The following is a 16,860-nucleotide window of genomic DNA, read 5'->3' as shown; positions in this document are numbered from 1 at the left end:
ACGGGTTACTTGACCGCGCGCAGCGCGTTGACGATGCCGAAGCCGTAGAAGCCGTTGACGCGCTTGTCGCCCACACAGGTCGCGTCCTGTGTGCCGTCACCGTCCTGGTCGTAGGACGCGGGGCAGGCGGTCTTGTCGGCCTGCGCCTTCAGCAGGGCCTGGAGCTGCGCCGGGCCCGCCCACGGGTGCGTGGACTTCAGCAGCGCGGCGACACCCGCGGCGTGCGGCGAGGCCATCGACGTGCCCTGCAGGAAGGCGTACTGGTTGTTCGGCATGGTCGACAGGATGCGGCCGTCCTTCGACGGGGTGTCCGGCAGCTGGTACTTCCGGTCGCCGCCCGGCGCCGCGATGTCGACGACACCCTTGCCGTACGAGGAGTAGTACGACTTGAGGTTCTGCACGCCCGTCGCGCTCACCGTGACCACGCCCGGCAGCTGGGTCGGCACGTCGAAGCACTCGTGCGGGTCGATGGTCCGCTCCACCGGAGTGGAGTCGTCGGGGCTGGTGTTGTCGACGATGGCGTCCGAGTCCAGGTCGTGGTTGGAGTTGCCGGCCGACGCCAGGTTCAGGGTGCCCTTCTTCTGGGCGTACAGCTGGGCCCGGTTGACCGCGTCGACGATCGCCCGCTGGTCGGGGTCGTCCATGCAGTTGTAGAGCCACGGGTCCACGTAGTAGCTGTTGTTCGTGATCTCGACGCCGTGGTCGGCGGCGAACACGAAGGCGCACACGACGCTCTCGGGGTAGAAGAGGCCGTTGTTCGGGTCGCTCACCTTGATGCCGGCGACCTTCACGCCCGGCGCGACACCGGCCACGCCGATGCCGTTGCGGGCCGCGGCGATCTCACCGGCGACATGCGTGCCGTGGTAGTCCTCGGCCTTGTACGGACGCCAGGCGCCCTCGCTGGTGTCGGCGACGCCGCCCACGCAGTTGGCCGACTGCGACGCGGAGAAGTTCGGGGCGAGGTCGGGGTGGGTGTCGTCGACGCCCGTGTCGATGACACCGACGGTGACCTTCCTGCTGCCCGGGTTGATCTTCGCGGCCTGGTCGGCGCCGATGGCGCGCAGGTCCCACTGGTCGGCCTCGAGGGGCTCACTGCCCGGCGTGTCCGCCGAGGCGGCCTTCACCTTGGCGGCCTCCGCGGCCGTGAGGTAGTCGGCGGCGCCCTCGTCCGTCGTCCCGGCCGCGACGAGCGGCGTGGTCCGCGTCGCACCGGCCGACTGCACGCCGCGTACGGCGCGTATCTGCTTGCCGAAGTCGGGGTTCGCGGAGTGGACGACGATCACACCGATCTTGGCGTACGTGGCGACGACGGTGCCGTCGGCCTTGCCGATCGCCTTCTTCACCGCCGCGATCGTGCGGTGGTCCGCCTTGGTGTTGACGACGTACGCCAGGTTCGGCGCGTCCGCGGTCTGCGCGGCGGACGGGGCGAGCGGCGCGGCCGAGGCCGCCGCCGGCAGGAAGCCGAGCGAGGCGGTCAGCGACAGCACGACGGGCACGGCGAGGGCGAGACGGTGTCTGGAGCGCAGATGAGCCATGGGATCTCCACATCATCCGGAAACGAGACCGGCCCGAGACACAGGTGGTGCTCGGGCAGGTACATGACGGGTGGTGCAGGTGCCGAAGCTATCTCCCGAAGTCACTGGCCAGCAATGCTTGATCGAGGCGACTTCGGAAAGAGACCAGCGGAGTTGAACCGCTCCTTGCGCGCCGCCGTGACGTTGAACAGGGAGCGCGAGGACACTCGCCCCCGTCTGTTGCCGCCCCACCCGTCACCGAGGAGAATCCGTGGCCACCGAGACATCGCCCCCCTCGAAAACCCCAGCCCAACTCCCCTCCACCGAGGAGTTCGTCGCGGTCTCGGAGAGCGCGGAGTTCGGTGAACTGCGCCGCTCCTACCGCTCCTTCGCCTTCCCGCTGACCGTCGCCTTCATCGCCTGGTACCTGCTGTACGTCCTGCTCTCGAACTACGCGGGCGACTTCATGGGCACCAAGGTCGTCGGCAACATCAACGTGGCCCTCGTCCTCGGTCTCGCCCAGTTCCTCACCACGTTCCTCATCGCCTGGTGGTACTCGCGCATCGCCGCCGCCAAGTTCGACCCCAAGGCCGACGCGATCAAGTCCCGGATGGAGGGCGGCGCATGAGCCCCGCACAGCACACCCTGCTCGCCGCCGGCGAGGCCAGCGAGCACCGGCCGCTGATCATCAGCCTGTTCGCGGTGTTCGTCGTCGCGACCCTCGTCATCACCGTCTGGGCGGGCCGCCAGACCAAGGACGCCGCCGACTTCTACGCCGGCGGACGGCAGTTCACCGGCTTCCAGAACGGCCTCGCCGTCTCCGGCGACTACATGTCCGCCGCGTCCTTCCTCGGCATCGCGGGCGCCATCGCCCTCTTCGGCTACGACGGCTTCCTCTACTCCATCGGCTTCCTGGTCGCCTGGCTCGTCGCCCTGCTCCTGGTCGCCGAGCCGCTGCGCAACTCCGGCCGCTACACCATGGGCGACGTGCTCGCCTACCGCATGCGCCAGCGCCCGGTCCGTACGGCGGCCGGCACCTCCACCATCGTCGTGTCGATCTTCTACCTGCTGGCCCAGATGGCGGGCGCGGGCGTCCTGGTCTCCCTGCTCCTCGGCATCACCAGCGACGGCGGCAAGATCGGCATCGTGGCGCTGGTCGGCGTCCTGATGATCGTGTACGTCACCATCGGCGGCATGAAGGGCACCACCTGGGTCCAGATGGTCAAGGCGGTGCTGCTCATCGTCGGCGCCCTGCTGCTGACCTTCCTGGTGCTGTTGAAGTTCGACTTCAACGTCTCCGAGCTGCTCGGCTCCGCCGCCGACAACAGCGGCAAGGGCGCCGCCTTCCTGGAGCCCGGCCTGAAGTACGGCGTCACCGGCACCACCAAGCTGGACTTCATCTCCCTCGGCATCGCCCTGGTCCTCGGCACCGCCGGCCTGCCGCACATCCTGATCCGCTTCTACACGGTGCCCACCGCCAAGGCCGCCCGTAAGTCCGTCATCTGGGCCATCGGCCTGATCGGCGCCTTCTACCTGATGACCCTCGCCCTCGGCTTCGGCGCCGCCGCGCTCATCAAGCCCGACGAGATCATCGCCTCCAACAAGGCGGGCAACACCGCGGCACCGCTGCTCGCGCTCCACCTCGGCGGGGTCGACTCCAACTGGGGCGCCATCCTGCTCGCCACCATCTCCGCGGTCGCCTTCGCCACGATCCTCGCGGTCGTCGCGGGCCTGACCCTGGCCTCGTCCTCGTCGTTCGCCCACGACATCTACGCCAACGTCATCAAGAAGGGCGCGGCCACCGAGAAGGAGGAGATCCGCGCGGCCCGCTGGGCGACCGTCGGCATCGGCGCCGTCTCCATCGTCCTCGGCGCCCTCGCCCGCGACCTGAACGTCGCCGGCCTGGTGGCCCTCGCGTTCGCGGTCGCCGCCTCCGCCAACCTGCCGACGATCATCTACAGCCTCTTCTGGAAGCGGTTCACCACCTCCGGAGCCCTGTGGTCGATCTACGGCGGCCTGGTCACCGCGGTCGGCCTGGTGCTGTTCTCGCCGGTCGTCTCCGGCAAGCCCACCTCGATGTTCCCGGACGTCGACTTCCACTGGTTCCCGCTGGAGAACCCGGGCATCATCTCGATCCCGGTCGGCTTCCTGCTGGGCATTCTCGGCACCCTGCTGTCCAAGGAGAAGCCGGACGAGGCCAAGTACGCGGAGCTCGAGGTACGGTCCCTGACCGGTACCGGAGCGCACTGACCGGCTGAGCACCACCGACTCGACGGCCGCGTCGTGGGGTCGTAGAACCCTACGACGCGGCCGCGTCGTGCCTCGTGGGATCGGCACCGCCGACGTTGTCAGCGGGGTCGCGTAGGCTCGCAGGTGACGGAACAAGATTGAATCCGCGACGAGGGAGGGGGCCCACGTGCTCATCGACACCTACGGCCGGGTGGCCACCGACCTGAGGGTCTCGCTGACCGACCGGTGCAACCTGCGGTGTACGTACTGCATGCCCGAGGAGGGCCTGCAGTGGCTGGCCAAGCCCGATCTCCTCACGGACGACGAGATCGTCCGCCTGATCGACATCGCGGTCACCTCCCTCGGCATCGAGGAGGTCCGCTTCACCGGCGGCGAGCCCCTGCTGCGCCCCGGCCTGGTCGGCATCGTCGAGCGTGTCGCGGCCCTCGCCCCCCGCCCGCAGATGTCGCTGACCACCAACGGCATCGGCCTCAAGCGGACCGCGACCGCCCTGAAGACGGCGGGCCTGGACCGCGTCAACGTCTCCCTGGACACCCTCCGCCCCGAGGTCTTCAAGGCGCTCACCCGCCGCGACCGCCACAAGGACGTCCTCGAAGGCCTCCAGGCCGCCCGCGACGCCGGCCTGACCCCCGTCAAGGTCAACACGGTCCTGATGCCGGGCCTCAACGACGACGAGGCCCCCGACCTCCTGGCCTGGGCCGTCGAGCACGACTACGAACTGCGCTTCATCGAGCAGATGCCCCTGGACGCCCAGCACGGCTGGAAGCGCGAGGGCATGGTGACGGCCGGCGACATCCTCACCTCCCTGCGCGCCCGCTTCGATCTGACCCCCGAGGGCCAGGACGAACGCGGCTCCGCCCCGGCCGAACGCTGGCTGGTCGACGGCGGTCCCCACCGCGTCGGCGTCATCGCCTCCGTCACCCGCCCCTTCTGCTCGGCCTGCGACCGCACCCGCCTCACCGCCGACGGCCAGATACGCACCTGCCTCTTCGCCACGGAAGAAACAGACCTGAGGGCAGCACTGCGCAGCAACGCCCCCGACGAGGAGATCGCCCGCATCTGGCGCCTGGCCATGTGGGGCAAGAAGGCAGGCGCGGGCCTGGACGACCCGTCCTTCGTGCAGCCGGACCGACCTATGTCTGCTATCGGGGGCTAGGGAAGCACCCTCAGGGGCGCGGGGAACTGCGCGAGAAACCACAGCGCACCCGCACCCGAAAATGTCACACGTCCTGCGCTTCCCAGTCCTTCAGAGGAACCACGTCCTTCAAAAACCCCCGAACCCCAAGAAACTCCGCCAAATGCGCGCGATGCGCCTCGCACGCGAGCCACGTCTTCCGTCGCTCCGGCGTATGAATCTTCGGGTTGTTCCACGCCAGCACCCACACCGCATCGGCACGGCACCCCTTGGCGGAACAAACAGGCGTCTCAACAGCAGCTGCAGTCACGAACTCAGTCTCACAAAAAGGCGACGCCGAGCAGCCACGGGGGGAGCTGCCCGGCGTCGGTCCGTCGCTCCGACGGGGGATGCGGAGCGCGTACGAAGTATGTCATGGGTCACCCGTCCCCGGGCAACGGAACAACATGATTGATCTGAGCTTTTCTTGAGCTTGGCGCACAACACACTCATGGCCGATGCTCAGCCGCCTCACCGACGCTGTCGTCCGGGACGGATTCCGCCGTCCCCTCCGCCTCACGCCCCGGATCGATCATCGGCCGCATCGGCGTCGTCACGAACGTCGACGGAAGCCCCGGCGCGTTCTCCCGCCCGGCGTTGGCGATCACCACCGCGATGTAGGGGAGCGTCGCGCCCAGTACCAGCGCCACGATCGCGACGTGCCGTTCCACGTTCCAGAGCAGCGCCGCGAGGATCACCGCAACCGTACGGATCGACATCGAGATGACGTACCGTCGCTGCCTGCCACGTACATCGTCCTGGAGGCCCTGCCGGGCTCCGGTGATCCGGAACACCTGGCCGCTGCCGCCATGCTGCTTCCGCATCACATTCCACCATCCGCCTGCACGCCGCCCGCATGGAAAACCCTGGGTCCCACGGTACGCCGCACCCGGTCCGGCTTCGAGGCCGGGTCCGCCCCCGTCAGTGCGAACGCCCTGCGCCGCACCGCGTAGGGCCGCACCCGACATGCGCCGTACGTCCCACGGGCCGAGACTGGGTGCAGTGCTCACGTCGAGGCGTACGAGGAGGCAGCCATGGGCTGGTTCTGGGCCATCATCGTGGGATTCGTGCTGGGTCTGATCGCCAAGGCGATCATCCCGGGCAAGCAGCACAGCCCTCTCTGGCTGACCACCATCTTCGGCATGCTCGGCGCCGTCGTCGGCAACGCGATGGCCCGCGGGTTCGGCGTCGAGGAGACACCCGGCATCGACTGGAGCCGCCACATCTTCCAGCTGGCCGCCGCGATCGTCATCGTCGTGGTCGGTGACGCGCTGTACATGCAGCTGTGGGGCAACAAAAAGATGCAGCGAAGTGCCTGAGCCCGGGCCACGAACGCCGAAGGGGGCGGGACCGAAGTGGTACCGCCCCCTTCGCCGTACTCATCCGCTCAGCCGCCGGTGACCTCGACCGCCGCCAGGTTCTTCTTGCCCCGGCGCAGCACCAGCCAGCGGCCGTGCAGCAGGTCCTCCTTGGCGGGGACCGCGTCCTCGGCGGTGACCTTCACGTTGTTCACGTACGCCCCGCCCTCCTTCACGGTCCGTCGCGCGGCGGACTTGCTGGCGACCAGGCCGACCTCGGCGAACAGGTCCACGACCGGCCCGAGCTCGGCGACCTGGATGTGCGGCACCTCGGACAGGGCCGCGGCCAGCGTCCGGTCGTCGAGGTCCGCCAGCTCGCCCTGGCCGAAGAGGGCCCTGGACGCGGCGATCACCGCGGCCGTCTGGTCGGCGCCGTGCACGAGTGTCGTCAGCTCTTCCGCCAGCGCACGCTGAGCCGCCCGGGCCTGGGGACGCTCCTCGGTCTGCTTCTCCAGCTCCTCCAGCTCCTCGCGGGACTTGAAGGACAGGATCCGCAGGTACGTGGAGATGTCCCGGTCGTCCACGTTCAGCCAGAACTGGTAGAACGCGTACGGCGTGGTCATCTCCGGGTCGAGCCAGACGGCGCCGCCCTCGGTCTTGCCGAACTTGGTGCCGTCCGCCTTGGTCATCAGCGGCGTCGCCAGCGCGTGCACGTCGGCGTGCGGCTCCAGCCGGTGGATCAGGTCCAGGCCGGCCGTGAGGTTGCCCCACTGGTCGCTGCCGCCCTGCTGGAGCGTGCAGCCGTACCTCCGGAAGAGCTGGAGGAAGTCCATGCCCTGCAGGAGCTGGTAGCTGAACTCCGTGTAGCTGATGCCCTCGGAGGACTCCAGCCGGCGGGCCACCGAGTCCTTCGTCAGCATCTTGTTGACGCGGAAATGCTTGCCGATGTCACGCAGGAACTCGATCGCGGACAGGCCCTCGGTCCAGTCGAGGTTGTTGACCATCAGGGCCGCGTTCTCGCCCTCGAAGTCGAGGAACGGCTCGATCTGGCCGCGCAGCTTGTCGACCCAGCCGCGGACCGTCTCCGGGTCGTTGAGCGTGCGCTCCGCGGTCGGGCGCGGGTCGCCGATCAGACCCGTGGCCCCGCCGACCAGCGCCAGCGGCCGGTGTCCGGCCTGCTGGAGCCGGCGCACGGTGAGCACCTGCACCAGGTGCCCCACGTGCAGGGACGGCGCGGTCGGGTCGAAACCGCAATAGAACGTGACGGGACCGTCCGCGAGCGCCTTGCGCAAAGCGTCCTCGTCAGTGGACAGGGCGAACAGCCCGCGCCACTTCAGCTCGTCGACGATGTCCGTCACGGTTCTCGTACTCCTTGAATGATCTTGAGGCAGTCGAGTGACAGCCGCCTACGAGGTTATACGCCCTGACTGACAGAGCTCATATTGAAATCGGGGACGCGCAGCGCGGGCATCGCGGCCCGGGTGAACCAGTCGCTCCACTCCCGCGGCAGCGTCTTCTCCGTGCGCCCGGCCTCCACGGCCCGCCCCAGCAGGTTCACCGGCGACTCGTTGAACCGGAAGTTGTTCACCTCGCCGGTCACCTCGCCGTTCTCCACAAGGTAGACACCGTCCCGGGTCAGGCCGGTCAGCAGCAGCGTGGCCGGGTCGACCTCGCGGATGTACCACAGGCAGGTCAGCAGCAGCCCGCGCTCGGTGCTCGCGACCATCTCCTCCAGGGAGCGGTCCTCGCCCCCGTCGAGGATCAGGTTGTCGATCCCGGGCGCCAGGGGCAACCCCGTCAGGGCCGCGCTGTGCCGGCTGGTCAGCAACCGGCGCAGCTCGCCGTCGCGGATCCACTCCGTGGCGGCCATCGGCAGCCCGTTGTCGAACACCGACTGGTCGCCCCCGGAGGAGTGCGCCAGCACGAACGGCGCGGACTCCAGGCCCGGCTCGTACGGGTCGCTGCGCAGCGTCAGCGGCAGCTCGGTCAGTTTCTCGCCGACGCGTGTGCCGCCGCCGGGCTTGGAGAACACCGTGCGGCCCTCGACCGCGTCCCGGCCCGACGACGACCACATCTGGTAGATCAGCAGGTCAGCGACGGCCGTCGGCGGCAGCAGGGTCTCGTACCGCCCGGCGGGCAGCTCGACGCGCCGCTCGGCCCAGCCGAGGCGTACGGCCAGCTCCGCGTCGAGCGCCGCCGGGTCGACGTCCTTGAAGTCCCGGGTGGAGCGGCCCGCCCACGCCGAGCGCGTACGGTCCGGGGACTTCGCGTTCAGCTCCAGCGTCCCGTTGGGCTGGTCGTGCCGCAGGCGCAGTCCCGTCGAGGTGCCGAGATAGCTGGAGACCAGCTCGTGATTGGCGAAACCGTACAGCTCGCGGCCGCCCGCACGCGCGCGTGCGAAGGACTCCCCGAGGGCCGGCGCGAAGTCGGCGAACACGGCGGAGTTGGTCTCGGCGGGCGCGTCGGTGAAGTCGGGCGACTCGGGCACGCCCGTGACCAGCGGCTGCGCGTCCTCGGCGGGCCCGGCGCCACGCGCGGCGGCCTCGGCGGCCCGGACCAGCGACTCCAGCTCGTCCACGGTCACCGCGGACCGCGACACGACCCCGGAGGCCGTGCCCTTCTTGCCGTCGACCGTCGCGATGACGGTGAGCGTGCGCCCGCGCGTGACACCGTTCGTGGTGAGCGCGTTGCCCGCCCAGCGCAGGTTGGCCGTCGACTGCTCGTCGGCGATGACCACGCACCCGTCGGCCCGGGACAGCTCGAGGGCGCGCTCCACGACCTCGTGCGGCTTGTTGGTAGGGGCGCTCATCGACCGGCCTCCTGCGTCGTGTTGAGGATGTTGACGCCCTTGAACAGGGCCGACGGGCAGCCGTGCGAGACCGCCGCCACCTGGCCCGGCTGGGCCTTGCCGCAGTTGAAGGCGCCCCCGAGGACGTACGTCTGCGGGCCGCCCACCGCGGCCATGGAGCCCCAGAAGTCGGTCGTGGTCGCCTGGTAGGCCACGTCCCGCAGCTGCCCGGTGATCCGCCCGTTCTCGATCCGGAAGAACCGCTGCCCGGTGAACTGGAAGTTGTAGCGCTGCATGTCGATCGACCAGGACCGGTCCCCGACGACGTAGATCCCGCGGTCCACGCTCCCGATCAGGTCCTCCGTGGACATCCCGGCCGGGTCCGGCTGGAGCGACACGTTGGCCATGCGCTGCACCGGCACCCGTCCGGGGGAGTCGGCGAAGGCGCACCCGTTGGAGCGCTCGAAGCCGGTGAGCTTCGCGATGCGCCGGTCGAGCTGGTAGCCGACGAGCGTGCCGTCCTTGACCAGGTCCCAGCGCTGCCCCGCGACACCCTCGTCGTCGTACCCGATGGTCGCCAGGCCGTGCTCGGCCGTGCGGTCGCCGGTGACGTTCATCAGCTCGGAGCCGTACTTCAACTTGCCGAGCTGGTCGAACGTGGCGAAGGAGGTGCCGGCGTAGGCGGCCTCGTAGCCGAGCGCCCGGTCCAGCTCGGTGGCGTGGCCGATCGACTCGTGGATGGTCAGCCACAGGTTGGACGGGTCGACGACCAGGTCGTACAGGCCGGGATCGACGCTCGGCGCCCGCATCTTCTCGGCGAGCAGCTCCGGGATCCGCTCCAGCTCGGCGTCCCAGTCCCAGCCGGTGCCCGTGAGGTACTCCCAGCCACGCCCGACCGGCGGCGCGATGGTGCGCATGGAGTCGAACTCGCCGCTCGACTCGTCGACCGACACCGCGGTCAGCTGCGGGTGCAGCCGGACCCGCTGCTGCGTGGTCACGGTCCCGGCCGTGTCGGCGTAGAACTTGTTCTCGTGCACAGTGAGCAGCGAGGCGTCGACGTGGTTGATCCCCGGGGCGGCGAGCAGCCGCGCGCTCCAATCCGCGAGCAGCGCCGACTTCTCCTCGTCGGGCACGGTGAACGGGTCGATCCCGTACGACGAGACCCACGTCTTCTCGGCGTGCACGGGCTCGTCGGCGAGCTCGACCCGCTCCGTGGACCCTGCGGCCTTGATCACCTGGGCGGAGAGCTTCGCCATCGCCACCGCCTGCGAGGCGACCTTGGCGGCGGCGTCCAGAGAGAGATCGACCCCGGACGCGAAACCCCACGTACCGCCGTGCACGACCCGAACCGCGTACCCGAGATCGGTGGTGTCCGACGAACCGGACGGCTTGGCGTCCCGCAGCCGCCACGAGGCGCTGCGCACCCGCTCGAACCGGAAGTCGGCGTGCGCGGCGCCCAGCGCACGCGCGCGTGCGAGCGCGGCGTCGGCCAGGGCCCTGAGGGGCAGTGCCAGAAATGCTTGGTCGATCTCATGGGGCACGGGTGCGATCCCTTCGAACTGCTCGCCTGTGAGGTCCGTCGCAGGCAGTGAATCATGGCTCACCAAGTGCATTCCTGGGAAATACGCACGACTGTTCCTGTAGGCGCCCGTACTGCGCCAGGCTGTCGTCTTCGACGCCAGTTCAGACAAGCCCCGCGCGGGACGAACTTCGCGGCGGCCGTGGCTTCTTCGGCCGGCCGAGGCTTACGCCGCACTACGGTGGATCCATGTCCAGCAAGCGCCGAACGGGTAGCAAGACCAGCAAGAAAAAGGGCGTCGGGGGGAACAGGCGCGTTCCCGCGCCTCGCCGCAGTGCGCCTTCGCCCGCCCAAATCGCCGAGGACTGCGAACAGTGGGCCGAACGACATCCCGAGGACCGCGACGAGGTGCTTCTGGAAGCAGCCGACGCGTGGAGCGAGGCCGGTGACTACGACCGTGCCCTGGACATCTACGCGCGGCTGCTGAACGGGAACGCAGAGGGCGGCACCGGGGAGCCGGACCTGGTGGACGCCTACCGGATCAACACGCTCTGGGACGCCGGACGCGACGAGGACGCTCGAGCGGCGGCCAGGGAGTTCCGCAAGCGGCACCCGCGGCACGCGGGCGCGTGGAACTTCGTCGCGGAGTCCTTCGAGGCGCGGGAGGAGACCGACACCGCCGCCGAGTGGTTCACCGCAGGTGTGACCCACGCGCTCGGCGCCGGCACCCCGGTGACGGTGGAGACGGTCGAGGCGTCGCCGGAGCAGTACGACGTCGAGATGCTCCTCATCGGGCGCCACCGGGTACGGCGCCTGCTCGGCGAGCCGCACGACGACTGGGACGACGTGGCCGACATCCTGCACGAGCACCGCGCGTCGCCCTTCGGCGGTGGTGTCCGTCCCCTCGACGAGGCCCACGATCCGCTCCTGCTCAAGCGGATGGCGGACAGGAACCGCGTGGCGCTGGAAGCCGACATCGAGGCGCTGACGGGCGGGCTGCCGGACGAGAGTCGTACCCCGCGCGGCGGCCCACGGCAGACATGTGTCCTGTACTGGCCACCCGAGGAGTTCCGTCTGCTGGGGGAGCGCCGGCCCGAGTCCGCGGATGCCCACGGCAGCGACCACGCCGACCATCGCAGGCAGGTCGAACGCACCTTGCGTGAGCTGTCCGAACAGGGTGCCGCCCGCCTGGCGGTCGGCGCGGCGACAGTGAGCGGCCTGGAGGCGCATGCGAAGCAGACCGGGGCGCGACCCGAAACCCCGGCCGCGCGGTCGGCGTACGCGGCGGAACTCGCACGGACGGATCAGGTGGTCGCCTGGCCGCCACCGCGCAACGGCCCCTGCTGGTGTGCATCGGGACGCAAGTACAAGAAGTGCTGCGGCTCCCCCTTGGCGTGAAACCGTCAGGCAGCTCGACCCGGAATGAGCCCCCACGCCCCTGGCTCGGCGGAGTGGAAGAGGGAGGCCGACTGTAGAGACCCGACAGCGGGCGGCACAAGCCACTGTCGGTGCCCGAATGTCCCGCGACGGAGCCGGACCGATAGGTTTTGCGGGTAACCGCCCGCCCTCCAGGTGTTCGGGCGGGCGTGTCAGACCCCTATCGAAAGGGTGATCCGTTGAGCCGCTCGGTTCTCGTCACCGGAGGCAACCGGGGCATCGGCCTCGCCATCGCCCGCGCTTTCGCCGACGCCGGCGACAAGGTCGCGATCACGTACCGCTCGGGGGAGCCGCCGGCCGGCTTCCTGGCCGTCAAGTGCGACATCACCGACCCCGAGCAGGTGGAGCAGGCCTACAAGGAGATCGAGGCCCAGCACGGCCCCGTCGAGGTCCTGATCGCCAACGCCGGCATCACCAAGGACCAGCTCCTGATGCGCATGTCCGAGGAGGACTTCACCTCGGTCATCGACACCAACCTCACCGGCACCTTCCGTGTGGTCAAGCGCGCCAACCGCGCCATGCTGCGCGCCAAGAAGGGCCGTGTCGTCCTCATCTCCTCGGTGGTCGGCCTGTACGGCTCGCCCGGTCAGGCGAACTACGCCGCCTCCAAGGCCGCTCTTGTCGGCTTCGCGCGCTCCCTCGCCCGTGAGCTCGGCTCCCGCAACATCACCTTCAACGTCGTCGCGCCCGGCTTCGTCGACACCGACATGACCAAGGTGCTCACCGACGAGCAGCGCGCGGGCATCGTGTCCCAGGTGCCGCTCGGCCGGTACGCGCGGCCGGAGGAGATCGCCGCGACGGTGCGGTTCCTCGCCTCCGACGACGCCTCGTACATCACTGGAGCCGTCATTCCCGTTGACGGCGGACTGGGAATGGGTCACTGATCACCATGAGCGGAATTCTCGAGGGCAAGCGCGTCCTGATCACCGGTGTGCTGATGGAGTCCTCCATCGCCTTCCACACCGCCAAGCTGGCCCAGGAGCAGGGCGCGGAGATCATCCTGACCGCGTTCCCGCGGCCCACCCTGACCGAGCGCATCGCCAAGAAGCTGCCCAAGCCGACCAAGGTGATCGAGCTCGACGTCACCAACGACGAGCACCTCGGCCGCCTGGCCGACATCGTCGGCGAGGAGCTCGGCGGCCTCGACGGTGTCGTGCACTCCATCGGGTTCGCGCCGCAGGACGCCCTCGGCGGCAACTTCCTCAACACGCCGTTCGAGTCGGTCGCCACGGCCATGCACGTCTCGGCGTACTCCCTGAAGTCGCTCACCATGGCCTGCCTGCCGCTGATGCAGAACGGCGGCTCGGTCGTCGGCCTGACCTTCGACGCGCAGTACGCCTGGCCACAGTACGACTGGATGGGCCCGGCCAAGGCCGCCCTGGAGGCCACCAGCCGCTACATGGCGCGTGACCTGGGCAAGCAGAACATCCGCTGCAACCTGGTCTCCGCCGGCCCGATCGGCTCCATGGCCGCCAAGTCCATCCCGGGCTTCGCGGAGCTGGCGTCCGTGTGGGACACCCGCGCGCCCCTGGAGTGGGACCTCAAGGACCCGGACCCGGCGGGCCGTGGTGTCGTCGCCCTGCTGAGCGACTGGTTCCCGAAGACCACGGGCGAGATCGTCCACGTGGACGGCGGTCTGCACGCCATCGGCGCGTGATCGCCGCCGCCTGACCGGCAGCCACCGGGCCCTCACCCGTTCGGGTGGGGGCCCTCGGTGTGCGTGTGCTCACCCTTTCGGCGCATCCGGCCGGGCGGGGGCCGGGGACCACCGGGCACTCTGGATTACGCGTCCGTCTCGCGTTTCCCTCCCCAGCCCGGCCGAGGAGGTCCCCTTGTGCGCCTGTCCAGCAGCCTGGCCCCAGTGACCGCGGCGCTCGCCGTCGCCCTCGTCATGTGCCTGCCGTACGAGGCGATGCCCCACGCGCGCGTGCAGGTGCGGCAGCCCGCGAAGCCGGAGCCGTTCGGCGCGGAGTGCCGGACGACCGTCCGTGGTTCCCACGTGGTCGCCCACTGTCACAACCCCTATGTCGACATCGACCGCGTGCGCCTGCACATCGAGTGCGACCGGTGGTGGGACCTCGACACCGACAGCGCCCCGGCCGAGGTCGATCCCGCGATGACGGTACGGCTCAGCGGCCGCTGCTGGAAGGAAGTGGGCTCAGCCTGGGTCAGTCACCAGAAGGGGTGAAGCGTCCGGGCCGGCACTGGAACGGGTAGCCCGCCGCCTCGGCCGCCGCCGTCTCCGCGTCGCCCGCGCGGATCGCGTCCACCAGCCGGGTGTGGTCCATGTACGACTCCGGCGTCAGCTTCTCGCCGACGTCGTCGCGCAGCCAGTCGCGCAGCACCTCGCCCAGGTCGGCGTACATCGCCGTCATGACCTCGTTGTGGGACGCGGCCACCACTGCCATGTGGAACGTCGAGTCCGCGGTCACGAAGGCCTCCGTGTCGCCCGACTCCCACGCCTCCTCGCGGCGCAGCAGCAGCGCGTCCAGCTGCTTGAGGTCCTTCTCCGTGCGCCGCTCGGCGGCCAGCTTGGCGGCGCCCGACTCCAGGGTGGAGCGCAGCTCGGCGATGTGCCGGGGATCCGTGCCCGCGAAACGGCGGTGCATCACGCCGGCCAGCTCACTGGTCGCCACGACGTACGTGCCCGAGCCCTGACGGATGTCCAGCAGGCCGTTGTGCGCGAGGGCGCGGACCGCCTCGCGGACCGTGTTGCGGGCCACGCCCAGCTGCTCGACCAGCTCGGGCTCCGTCGGGATGCGCGAACCCACCGGCCACTCGCCCGAGGTGATCTGGGTGCGCAGCGCGGCGATGACCTGCTCGGACAGTGCCGAGCGACGCGGATGGCTCAGGGGCATGGCACACCTTCGCACGGAACGGTCCGGGGAGGACGCCCCGGGGATGGACAACCAATCATCCTATGATTCTATGATGGAGGCATGGCACGCGAGGAAACCCGGACCACGACACGGACACCGACACCTACGGCACCGACAACGGCACCCTTGACCGAACGCAGTTCCCAGCCCTCCACGAGCCACGCGCCCCGCGCGGGCGCCCCCTCCGCCACGCGCGCGTGGGTGACGCGTCTGCTCGTCATCGGCATCGTGCTGTCCGCCCTCAACCTCCGCCCCGCCATCACCAGCCTCGGCGCCCTTCTCGAAGAGGTCCGCGACGGCCTCGGCATGAGCGGCAGCGTGGCCGGCCTCCTGACGTCGGTGCCCCCGCTCTGCTTCGCCGTTTTCGGCGTCACCGCACCCCGCCTCGCCCGCCGCTTCGGCCCGGGGGCGGTCGTATGCGCGGGCATGGTCGCCATCACCGCGGGCCTGCTCATACGTCCCTACGTCGGTGGCACGGCCGGCTTCCTCGCCGCCAGCGCCCTCGCCCTCATGGGCATCGCGGTCAGCAACGTCCTGATGCCGGTCATCGTCAAGCGCTGGTTCCCGGACCGGGTCGGCTCCATGACCGGCCTGTACTCGATGGCGCTGGCTCTCGGCACCTCGGCCGCCGCCGCGGTCACCGTGCCCCTCACGCAGGCCCTGGGCGGCAGCTGGCAGCCGGGACTCGCCGTATGGGCGGCCCTGGCCGCGCTGGCCGTGGTGCCCTGGGTCCCGTTCGTACGCCAGCGAGGGGCGGAGGCCGCGACCCGTGCACCCGCGCGGGAGGAGCCGTCGGCAGGCCTGCGCGTCACCCGCAGCCGTACCGCCTGGGCGCTGGCCGTCTTCTTCGGCCTCCAGGCCACCGCCGCCTACATCACCATGGGCTGGATGGCGCAGATCTTCCGCGACGCCGGCGTGCCCGCCGGGACAGCGGGACTGCTCCTCGCCGTCACCATGGTGATGGGCGTGCCCCTGGCCTTCGTCATCCCGCGCGTGGCCGCCCGGCTGCCCCACCAGGGCCCCATCGTGCTCGTCCTCGGCGTCTGCGGCCTCGCCGGATACGCCGGGCTCTACCTCGCCCCGGCCGGCGGCGCCTGGGCCTGGGCCGTGCTCCTGGGCGTCGCCAACTGTGCCTTCCCGCTCGCCCTCACCATGGTCGGCATGCGCGCCAGGACCGGCGCCGGAGTCGCCCAGCTGTCGGCCTTCGCGCAGAGCGCCGGGTACCTGATCTCCATCCCGGGGCCGCTCCTCGTGGGCGTGCTCTACCAGCACAGCGGCGGCTGGGGCCTGCCGATCGCGCTCATGAGCGCCCTGATGGTGCCGCAGATGGTCGTGGGCGTCCTGGCGGGACGCGACCGCACGGTCGAGGACGAGGCCCGGCGCTGACCCCCGGGCGCCGGGCGCGGGGGAGGGGTGCGAGACTGGCCGTGTGCCAGTGCTCGATCCGAACCCCCAGAACGGCCAGAAGAAGTTGCTGCTCGTCTTCGGCTCGTTCTTCGCCATCTTCGTGATCATCGCCATCATCGCGACGATCGCCTCCCCGTGAGGGGCACCTCCCCGTGACGGTCGCCTCCCCGTGACGATCACCCTCGCGCGATGATCACTCTTTGTGATGATCGCCTTTTCGTGGCCGATGGTGGGGCTAGCACCACCATCCCCTAGGGGGCGAGTGTCAGGGTCAACTGGGTGGATCACCGGATGGGTTGAGGGCCGCGCGTTCCGTAACTTCGAGATGTGGCCGCGAAAGGCGGACCACGGACCACTCGAAGACCAGCGGAGGCACAGATGCCGGCCCCTACGCACCCCCGCCCCCACCCGGCGACCAGCGGCCGCGTCGACATCCGGCTGCCCTGGTGGGCGCTCGCCCTGCCGCTGCTCGCCTTCGTCACCCTTCTGCTGCTGATACTGAACCCGGCGGACGCCCAGGCGGCCACCGGCGACCCCGCGATCACCCAGCTCGTCGAGCGCGTACAGCAGCTCATGGCCCGCTGAACACCGGCA

General features: G+C 70.0%; 18 protein-coding genes. 11 read left to right on the top strand and 7 right to left on the bottom strand.

Annotated elements, in window-relative coordinates:
- Positions 1-5: 5 nt before the first annotated feature.
- Positions 6-1,535 (bottom strand): S8 family serine peptidase, encoded by a 1,530-nt coding sequence (locus tag ACGFNV_RS19920; RefSeq protein WP_393624152.1) that lies wholly within the window; start codon positions 1,533-1,535, stop codon positions 6-8.
- A 250-nt stretch (positions 1,536-1,785) separates the two neighbouring features.
- On the opposite strand from ACGFNV_RS19920, the gene ACGFNV_RS19915 reads away from it, so the two are divergent.
- The 3 genes from ACGFNV_RS19915 (at position 1,786) to moaA (ending at position 4,920) form a co-directional block, all read left to right on the top strand.
- On the top strand, positions 1,786-2,142 hold the full coding sequence (locus ACGFNV_RS19915; protein WP_393624150.1) for a DUF485 domain-containing protein: 357 nt from the start codon (positions 1,786-1,788) through the stop codon (positions 2,140-2,142).
- Positions 2,139-3,764: a cation acetate symporter gene (locus tag ACGFNV_RS19910; protein WP_393624148.1), complete on the top strand. Its 1,626-nt coding sequence runs from the start codon at positions 2,139-2,141 to the stop codon at positions 3,762-3,764. Before ACGFNV_RS19915 ends, ACGFNV_RS19910 begins: the two co-directional genes overlap by 4 nt.
- Positions 3,765-3,930: 166 nt before the next feature.
- On the top strand, positions 3,931-4,920 hold the full coding sequence (moaA, locus tag ACGFNV_RS19905; RefSeq protein ID WP_393624146.1) for a GTP 3',8-cyclase MoaA: 990 nt from the start codon (positions 3,931-3,933) through the stop codon (positions 4,918-4,920).
- Positions 4,921-4,984: 64 nt separating this feature from the next.
- On the opposite strand, the gene ACGFNV_RS19900 is transcribed toward moaA, so the two are convergent.
- Together ACGFNV_RS19900 and ACGFNV_RS19895 are read right to left on the bottom strand one after the other, a co-directional pair.
- The gene (locus ACGFNV_RS19900) at positions 4,985-5,209 is read right to left on the bottom strand and encodes a hypothetical protein (RefSeq protein ID WP_393624144.1); all 225 of its coding nucleotides are present in this window, start codon (positions 5,207-5,209) and stop codon (positions 4,985-4,987) included.
- Between the two features lie 178 nt (positions 5,210-5,387).
- Complete coding sequence (locus ACGFNV_RS19895; RefSeq protein WP_393624142.1) at positions 5,388-5,762, bottom strand: DUF3099 domain-containing protein; 375 nt, start codon at positions 5,760-5,762, stop codon at positions 5,388-5,390.
- Between the two features lie 210 nt (positions 5,763-5,972).
- Here ACGFNV_RS19895 and ACGFNV_RS19890 point away from each other — a divergent pair, with 210 nt between their 5' ends.
- A complete protein-coding gene (locus ACGFNV_RS19890) occupies positions 5,973-6,257 on the top strand; it encodes a GlsB/YeaQ/YmgE family stress response membrane protein (RefSeq protein WP_393624140.1) in 285 nt (94 codons plus the stop codon).
- Between the two features lie 68 nt (positions 6,258-6,325).
- On the opposite strand, the gene tyrS is transcribed toward ACGFNV_RS19890, so the two are convergent.
- Genes tyrS through ACGFNV_RS19875 form a run of 3 tightly spaced genes read right to left on the bottom strand, consistent with a single transcriptional unit; the run spans position 6,326 to position 10,565 of the window.
- Positions 6,326-7,594 (bottom strand): tyrosine--tRNA ligase, encoded by a 1,269-nt coding sequence (tyrS, locus tag ACGFNV_RS19885; protein ID WP_393624138.1) that lies wholly within the window; start codon positions 7,592-7,594, stop codon positions 6,326-6,328.
- 56 nt (positions 7,595-7,650) lie between these two features.
- Complete coding sequence (locus ACGFNV_RS19880) at positions 7,651-9,045, bottom strand: metallopeptidase TldD-related protein (protein ID WP_393624136.1); 1,395 nt, start codon at positions 9,043-9,045, stop codon at positions 7,651-7,653.
- Positions 9,042-10,565 carry a TldD/PmbA family protein gene (locus tag ACGFNV_RS19875; RefSeq protein WP_393624134.1) on the bottom strand — a complete coding sequence of 508 codons (1,524 nt, stop codon included), beginning with the start codon at positions 10,563-10,565 and terminating at the stop codon, positions 9,042-9,044. Before ACGFNV_RS19875 ends, ACGFNV_RS19880 begins: the two co-directional genes overlap by 4 nt.
- 386 nt (positions 10,566-10,951) lie before the next feature.
- Here ACGFNV_RS19875 and ACGFNV_RS19870 point away from each other — a divergent pair, with 386 nt between their 5' ends.
- The 4 genes from ACGFNV_RS19870 to ACGFNV_RS19855 all read left to right on the top strand — a co-directional run bounded on the left by ACGFNV_RS19870 (position 10,952) and on the right by ACGFNV_RS19855 (position 14,168).
- Complete coding sequence (locus tag ACGFNV_RS19870) at positions 10,952-11,941, top strand: SEC-C metal-binding domain-containing protein (RefSeq protein ID WP_393624132.1); 990 nt, start codon at positions 10,952-10,954, stop codon at positions 11,939-11,941.
- A 218-nt stretch (positions 11,942-12,159) separates the two neighbouring features.
- Positions 12,160-12,864: a 3-oxoacyl-[acyl-carrier-protein] reductase gene (gene fabG, locus ACGFNV_RS19865; protein ID WP_133930405.1), complete on the top strand. Its 705-nt coding sequence runs from the start codon at positions 12,160-12,162 to the stop codon at positions 12,862-12,864.
- 5 nt (positions 12,865-12,869) lie between these two features.
- Positions 12,870-13,637 (top strand): enoyl-ACP reductase FabI, encoded by a 768-nt coding sequence (gene fabI / locus ACGFNV_RS19860; RefSeq protein ID WP_393624130.1) that lies wholly within the window; start codon positions 12,870-12,872, stop codon positions 13,635-13,637.
- Positions 13,638-13,814: 177 nt separating this feature from the next.
- Complete coding sequence (locus ACGFNV_RS19855) at positions 13,815-14,168, top strand: hypothetical protein (protein ID WP_133930403.1); 354 nt, start codon at positions 13,815-13,817, stop codon at positions 14,166-14,168.
- Here ACGFNV_RS19855 and ACGFNV_RS19850 read toward each other — a convergent pair.
- Entirely contained in the window at positions 14,149-14,838 is a 690-nt protein-coding gene (locus ACGFNV_RS19850) for a FadR/GntR family transcriptional regulator (RefSeq protein ID WP_393624128.1), read from the bottom strand. The two genes, ACGFNV_RS19855 and ACGFNV_RS19850, sit on opposite strands and share 20 nt — an antisense overlap.
- An 81-nt stretch (positions 14,839-14,919) precedes the next feature.
- On the opposite strand from ACGFNV_RS19850, the gene ACGFNV_RS19845 reads away from it, so the two are divergent.
- The 3 genes from ACGFNV_RS19845 to ACGFNV_RS19835 all read left to right on the top strand — a co-directional run bounded on the left by ACGFNV_RS19845 (position 14,920) and on the right by ACGFNV_RS19835 (position 16,851).
- Entirely contained in the window at positions 14,920-16,245 is a 1,326-nt protein-coding gene (locus ACGFNV_RS19845) for a CynX/NimT family MFS transporter (protein WP_393624126.1), read from the top strand.
- 43 nt (positions 16,246-16,288) lie between these two features.
- Positions 16,289-16,405, top strand: coding sequence for an SGM_5486 family transporter-associated protein (locus ACGFNV_RS19840; RefSeq protein WP_133930400.1), 117 nt, complete (start codon positions 16,289-16,291; stop codon positions 16,403-16,405).
- A 239-nt stretch (positions 16,406-16,644) separates the two neighbouring features.
- Entirely contained in the window at positions 16,645-16,851 is a 207-nt protein-coding gene (locus tag ACGFNV_RS19835; RefSeq protein ID WP_393624124.1) for a hypothetical protein, read from the top strand.
- Positions 16,852-16,860 lie beyond the last annotated feature (9 nt).

The organism is Streptomyces sp. NPDC048751, assembly GCF_043198595.1.
Lineage (GTDB): Bacteria > Actinomycetota > Actinomycetes > Streptomycetales > Streptomycetaceae > Streptomyces.
The sequence above is the reverse complement of the archived record's forward strand: the minus strand, read 5'-3'. Positions and strand labels throughout refer to the sequence as shown.

What these genes read in the sequence shown, in the direction of transcription:
- ACGFNV_RS19920 (WP_393624152.1), bottom strand. Translation starts at nt 1,535, where the DNA reads ATGGCTCATCTGCGCTCCAGACACCGTCTCGCCCTCGCCGTGCCCGTC.
- ACGFNV_RS19910 (WP_393624148.1), top strand. Translation starts at nt 2,139, where the DNA reads ATGAGCCCCGCACAGCACACCCTGCTCGCCGCCGGCGAGGCCAGCGAG.
- ACGFNV_RS19895 (WP_393624142.1), bottom strand. Translation starts at nt 5,762, where the DNA reads ATGCGGAAGCAGCATGGCGGCAGCGGCCAGGTGTTCCGGATCACCGGA.
- ACGFNV_RS19890 (WP_393624140.1), top strand. Translation starts at nt 5,973, where the DNA reads ATGGGCTGGTTCTGGGCCATCATCGTGGGATTCGTGCTGGGTCTGATC.
- ACGFNV_RS19880 (WP_393624136.1), bottom strand. Translation starts at nt 9,045, where the DNA reads ATGAGCGCCCCTACCAACAAGCCGCACGAGGTCGTGGAGCGCGCCCTC.
- fabI (WP_393624130.1), top strand. Translation starts at nt 12,870, where the DNA reads ATGAGCGGAATTCTCGAGGGCAAGCGCGTCCTGATCACCGGTGTGCTG.
- ACGFNV_RS19850 (WP_393624128.1), bottom strand. Translation starts at nt 14,838, where the DNA reads ATGCCCCTGAGCCATCCGCGTCGCTCGGCACTGTCCGAGCAGGTCATC.
- ACGFNV_RS19845 (WP_393624126.1), top strand. Translation starts at nt 14,920, where the DNA reads ATGGCACGCGAGGAAACCCGGACCACGACACGGACACCGACACCTACG.
- ACGFNV_RS19835 (WP_393624124.1), top strand. Translation starts at nt 16,645, where the DNA reads ATGCCGGCCCCTACGCACCCCCGCCCCCACCCGGCGACCAGCGGCCGC.